The organism is Geobacillus sp. LYN3 (assembly GCF_003064505.1).
GTDB lineage: Bacteria > Bacillota > Bacilli > Bacillales > Anoxybacillaceae > Parageobacillus_B > Parageobacillus_B toebii.
Genome location: NZ_QCWL01000001.1, coordinates 495,256 through 500,634, shown reverse-complemented (window position 1 = coordinate 500,634; position 5,379 = coordinate 495,256). Strand labels below are relative to the sequence as shown.

Genomic DNA, 5,379 nt, shown 5'->3' with positions numbered 1-5,379 from the left:
CGTGTATTTGACCATTCAAGATTTTAATGAGAAATGGGCAGGGCGAAAGTTGCGAGGATTTGCCGAAGCGCATGAAGCCCTCGAGCGAATGTTTGAAGAACGTTATCATTAACCAAATACTGTAAATAAACAAAATAGGGGGATTCTCCCTTTCCACACAAGAGACTGAATATTCAGTCTCTTGTGTGGAGAAAATCAGTCCCCTATCAATTCAAATCCATTTCAGAGAAACCCTACCCCATTTACATTACACAAAATTCTTGACGGTACCTTTATCATAGAAGGATATAGTGTTTCTTTACTTAATTTCTTAAACCAATAACTATATAGCAGAGGTGATTTAATAATATGCTAGGGGATATTTTAAATAATTATGTTATTGGATCAATGTTTTTTGGGTCGAAATTGAATAATATAGTAGGGAATATTTTAGATGCGTATGTTATTATATCAATATTTTTTGGCTGGAAATTTATTTCAAGGATGCAAAGGAATTTTGTAATTTTTACAACAATTAGTGATTACATTATCTTCAAATTTATGGCTGCTACGGCCATAGGTTGGCTAGTTACGCCATTTTATATTATAGGTTTTATCATTAAAATGGTTTCGCGTAAAAAGAATAAGAAAGGGAAAATTTACGTTATTAAGTAAATTTATCATGCTGCCCTAACGAGACAATTTCTTTTTCATTGCCAATTGTGCCTTATGTTTAGCACCCTTGATGTCGGTCTAAAAAGTGGATATGAAGAACGGGGGCATCATAATAGGTCCAAAGTGTCCAATTCTAAAGAAGCGATTGGTTGGTAAAGAATACAACATTCAGGCTATTGAATCATGATTGATGTGTGTTTACAAATGTTGGGGAAAAATTCTCTAGAACTTATGTTCTACAGATTAGCTATTGAATTTCTGGGGACGAAAATGGTGAACTTAAACGATTGGGCGATTTTACAGGTTTGGATGTAAATAATATGGGGGTATTAGTAAAGCAGAAGCCAGCGTCTCGCTTGCTTTTGGAGATAGACCCCCATGCCGAAAAAAATTCGGCACCATCGGAAGGATGAAAACGAATATTGTCGAAATATCTCCTTGCAGCTGGGATCATGAGGTCGATGCATCTATGGTACGCAAGAGTCCGAAAGATAGACGGACCCCAGTAGCCTGGTGCACCACGGAATGTCGCTCCCGAGTTGGGAAGCACGCAGGATAGAATGCTTCGTCATAGGCTACTGCACCAGCTGAAGATGAAATGAAGCAGGGAGGGAAAGCGATGAAGGTATTATATGAACGTTGTTGTGGAGTAGACGTGCATAAAAAATCCATTACCGCTTGTACCATCACCCCTGAAGGAAAAGAAATACGAACATTCGGTACCATGACCGATGAATTGCTGGAGTTTGTGAACTGGTTGAAAGAAAAAGGGGTGACGCACGTGGCGATGGAATCGACAAGCGTGTACTGGAAACCGTTGTACAATTTGCTCGAACTCGAACAAATCGAAACGCTTGTCATCAATGCCCGGCATATTAAAGCGGTTCCTGGACGGAAGACGGATATGAAGGATGCCGAGTGGATCGCCAACTTGCTTCGCCATGGATTGTTGAAAGGAAGTTATATTCCGGACCGAGCCCAACGAGAACTGCGAGAACTCGTTCGATATCGTCGCAGTTTGATCGAAGAAAGAGCGCGGGAATTGAATCGGATTCAAAAAGTATTGGAAGGAGCGAACATCAAGTTGTCGTCCGTTGTTTCCGATATCCATGGGGCATCGGCACGAAAAATGATTCGTGCGTTGATCGAAGGGAAAAACGATCCGATGGTCATCGCTCAGCTCGCAAAAGGGAAATTGAAACAAAAAGTGGAAGAACTCCAGCGCGCATTACACGGGGTAATCGGCCCTCATCAACGGATGATGTTAGCCGAACAATGGCGGCATGTGGAATACCTAGATGAAGCGATTGCGCGATTAGATCAGGAGATCGAGGAGAGAACGCGCCCTTTTGAAGAAGCGCTGGAGCTCTTAGATACGATTCCGGGAGTCGGGCGGCAAAGCGCGGAACAAATTTTGGCGGAAATCGGAACCGATATGAGTCGCTTTGCATCAGCGAGCCATCTGGCATCGTGGGCAGGCATGGCACCAGGAAACTACGAGAGTGCGGGGAAACGGTTATCAAGCCGAACGAGGAAAGGGAACAAGAAGCTGAGAGCGTGTTTAGTAGAATGTGCCCGTGCCGCCGCGAGAAAGAAGGATACATATTTATCCGCGAAATATCACCGCATAGCCGCAAGAAGAGGGGCGAATCGGGCGAGTATGGCAGTTGGACGAACGATATTAGAAATCATCTATTACCTGTTAACTCGGAAGGAACCGTATAAAGAATTAGGGGCAGACTATTGGGATCGTCAACGGGAAGCAAAGATCGTGCGTCAAACGGTGAAGAAATTAGAGGGGTTAGGGTACGAAGTGAAGTTAGAAAAAGTGGGTGCATAAGGGAATTAAACCATATATAAACTTTAATACCTTCCTTTAGAAATTATATTCCAAAGGCTAGGTGGGGGTTGTTTTTTGCCAAATTTTGTTTTCAGGATAGATTGACCTTAGTTTCAAGCCCTTGGATAACAACTGCTATAATTAAGTATATCCATCAATCATCTATAGGGGTGATAACTTCTGCTTGCGTTTTAGTTTCAATTTTCTATTTTATGAAACAAAAAACAGAGAGTGTGAAAAGTGTATCAGAAATTAAAGGATTAAAATTGATATGGAAAAATAATCTTATATTAAGTAAAGAAATTAAGTTGTTTTTGCTTGTAGGGATAGTTACTACATTTGTTACTTCTTCCTTACTAGATGTAATTCTACCTGCTGTTGCTCTTATAGATATTAAATCAGACAATAGTTTATTAATGTTCGCCACACTAGAATCCATATTATCAATTACTTTTATTTTAGCTAACTTAACACTTGTGAAAATTAAACCGAAGGCAAAATATCTTATATTTTCAATACTTTTTATGGGGACGGCATATTTTTTACTTGTCTTCGAAAACTTCCTAATAAGGGCGGGCTCATTAGTATTATTGGGTTTCTTTTTTACAATGTATAAATTAAATATATTAAATCTGTATAAAAATTATACTGATAAAGAAAGCTTTGCTGAGATTTTATTACTTAGGAATTCACTGCTTTTTATTATAGCATCTTTGTCCAAATTGATTGTTTCAGCAACTATATCTTTAACCGGGAAGTTAGAATATGTATTAACATTTAATGGCTTGGTTCTCTGCTTCCTAACAATTTATATATATAAACCTATGATGCTAGTTGGGCGTCAGTCCGAGTGTGACAAGTGACCAGCCAAATGCCATCAAATGCGATTGTATTTGATAATCTAAAATTGAGCCACTTTTCAACGGTTCGATCACATAAATCTCCGTTTCCGACCTATAAGCTCGTCAAAGGGATCCAGTGCTTCAAGCAGCCTTTGAAAAAGAACTCGAGTTTATAAAAAAAAACTAATCACGGAAGAAATCGTTCTTCTTCATGTCGATGAGACGCATGTTCGTGCCTATCAGGCGCTTCGTACGACATGGGCAGAAGTAGGCAATCAAAAACAAGTCCGGGCTACGGTCACCACGCTCACGTGTCCATTTTTGTCGCAGTCGACGTGCAACAAGGGGACGTCGTATTTCATCGTGCTTCATGACGTTTCTAGACTTTTTACATCTGTTGAAAGAGAAATATGCGAATCGATTCATCGTGCTTGTGTTGGACAACGCGCGTATTCATCATGCCAAGATGGTGCGAGCGTTCCTTGATAGTGAAAAAGGTACTACTTTTCACTTTATCTTTTTGCCACCGTATTCCCCACAGTTAAACCCTATTGAACGGCTATGGAAGTGGCTAAAAGATGAAGTCATTGCCAACGTCTTGCATAGAGATCAAAAAGACATCGCCCAGTCGATTACTCGGTTTGAACAGCACGTCTTACAGCACCCAGATGAGGTGTTACGCCGCATCGGGTGTGCTGCGTGAATCAGAGGTTAAAATGTCAATTTGGATGTATATATCAATTGTTTGGGATTGCACTTACCATTTGCGAATATCCCCTACTTCTTCACTTTCTAGGATCTTGATTCCTTGTTCATTAACTATATCTATATACTTTGCGCTACTTTCAATATAAAAAGCAATATAATTATACTTAATATCCTTATAAGAAAAACTGTTTGTAGATTCTGATGTAGTGTTGCCGTATATAATTTTTACTGTATTTTTATTTAATTGGATATCTTTGATAACTAGCTCACTATTATCTAAATAGCTGTTTCTTGCAATTAGGATCGAAAAGATATATCCGTCTTGAATCCCTCTCTCTCTTTTAATTACCACCACATCTCTTTTTTGAAGAGACTTTAGTATTTTGGAGAAGAAGTATATCTTACCTATAAAGCTTTGAACTTTTAGATTGAACATTTTATTTTGTTCTAGTTTAAATTTTGTTATATTCAATATTAAACAACCTTTCACTTTAATATATATATGTTTAAAATATAATCAAGTATATAAGATTTTCAGAAAGGGGATGTAGTAATGAATTCACAAAAGATCCTAATTTCTTTTATGTTTTTACTTCTTGTAATCTTGGCCGGTTGTAATAATGCAACTACTAGGAGCGTCTCTGAAGTCGATAAAAATTCTTTGCCTATAGGGACAGTAGTTAAATTAAAGGAACTAGATGAAAAAATAATGATTTATGGAAATAACGTCACTCGAAGCACAGATAACAAGAAATATAGGTACCTAGGCTGTTTTTATCCAGATGGTTTTACTTCTAATGATTATAATGTATTTTTTAATGCTAATGATATCGAAGAAGTTTACTATTTAGGCTACAAAGAATGATTATTATAATTACTAAGTAAGGGAAGTCTGCTACGTAAGTAAACTTCCCTTCGGCATTCTTTAAAGGCTAGTTCTCAGAATTTTCTCTTCTTGATTTTCATATCCTTTAAATACCAATGTTTCGATAGCGTCCTTGTTAAAGAAAATATTATACGCATTATTGATAAATCCGTGAGGATAAGGACATCCTACATAATCGTATTGTTTTCCTGTAGTAGACTGCACTACATTTCTTCCATATATCATTACCAAATAATTAATACCATCTAATTTTACTACGCTACCTATTGGTAGAATATCTTTCATAATCATACAGATACCTAGCCTTTCAATTCAATTCCCCAACCAAAGCCTACACCAAGGGCTGTATAAGCTTTTACTTTAGTTTTACTAATATCACCCGTGGTGCTAGTTGAGCGTCAGCGCTCAACCAGCCCTAGTGTGACCAAGGAATAAGCCAACAAGATGCC

At 38.1% G+C, this 5,379-nt stretch carries 6 protein-coding genes; 4 read left to right on the top strand and 2 right to left on the bottom strand.

What is annotated here, in order from left to right:
* Positions 1-1,273 precede the first annotated feature (1,273 nt).
* From DCC82_RS02620 to DCC82_RS17925, 3 genes are all read left to right on the top strand, one after another.
* The gene (locus DCC82_RS02620; RefSeq protein ID WP_097355086.1) at positions 1,274-2,494 is read left to right on the top strand and encodes an IS110 family RNA-guided transposase; all 1,221 of its coding nucleotides are present in this window, start codon (positions 1,274-1,276) and stop codon (positions 2,492-2,494) included.
* 68 nt (positions 2,495-2,562) lie between these two features.
* A complete protein-coding gene (locus DCC82_RS02615; protein ID WP_097355085.1) occupies positions 2,563-3,357 on the top strand; it encodes a hypothetical protein in 795 nt (264 codons plus the stop codon).
* Between the two features lie 349 nt (positions 3,358-3,706).
* Entirely contained in the window at positions 3,707-4,039 is a 333-nt protein-coding gene (locus DCC82_RS17925; protein ID WP_006322495.1) for a transposase, read from the top strand.
* Positions 4,040-4,093: 54 nt separating this feature from the next.
* Here the strand turns inward: DCC82_RS17925 and DCC82_RS02605 are convergent, their stop codons facing one another.
* Positions 4,094-4,516, bottom strand: a complete 423-nt coding sequence (locus tag DCC82_RS02605; protein WP_035020725.1) for a hypothetical protein — start codon at positions 4,514-4,516, stop codon at positions 4,094-4,096.
* Positions 4,517-4,597: 81 nt separating this feature from the next.
* On the opposite strand from DCC82_RS02605, the gene DCC82_RS02600 reads away from it, so the two are divergent.
* The gene (locus tag DCC82_RS02600) at positions 4,598-4,909 is read left to right on the top strand and encodes a DUF4176 domain-containing protein (RefSeq protein ID WP_055442027.1); all 312 of its coding nucleotides are present in this window, start codon (positions 4,598-4,600) and stop codon (positions 4,907-4,909) included.
* 60 nt (positions 4,910-4,969) lie between these two features.
* Here DCC82_RS02600 and DCC82_RS02595 read toward each other — a convergent pair whose 3' ends face one another.
* Positions 4,970-5,215, bottom strand: a complete 246-nt coding sequence (locus tag DCC82_RS02595) for a DUF4176 domain-containing protein (protein ID WP_233252907.1) — start codon at positions 5,213-5,215, stop codon at positions 4,970-4,972.
* Between the last annotated feature and the right edge of the window lie 164 nt (positions 5,216-5,379).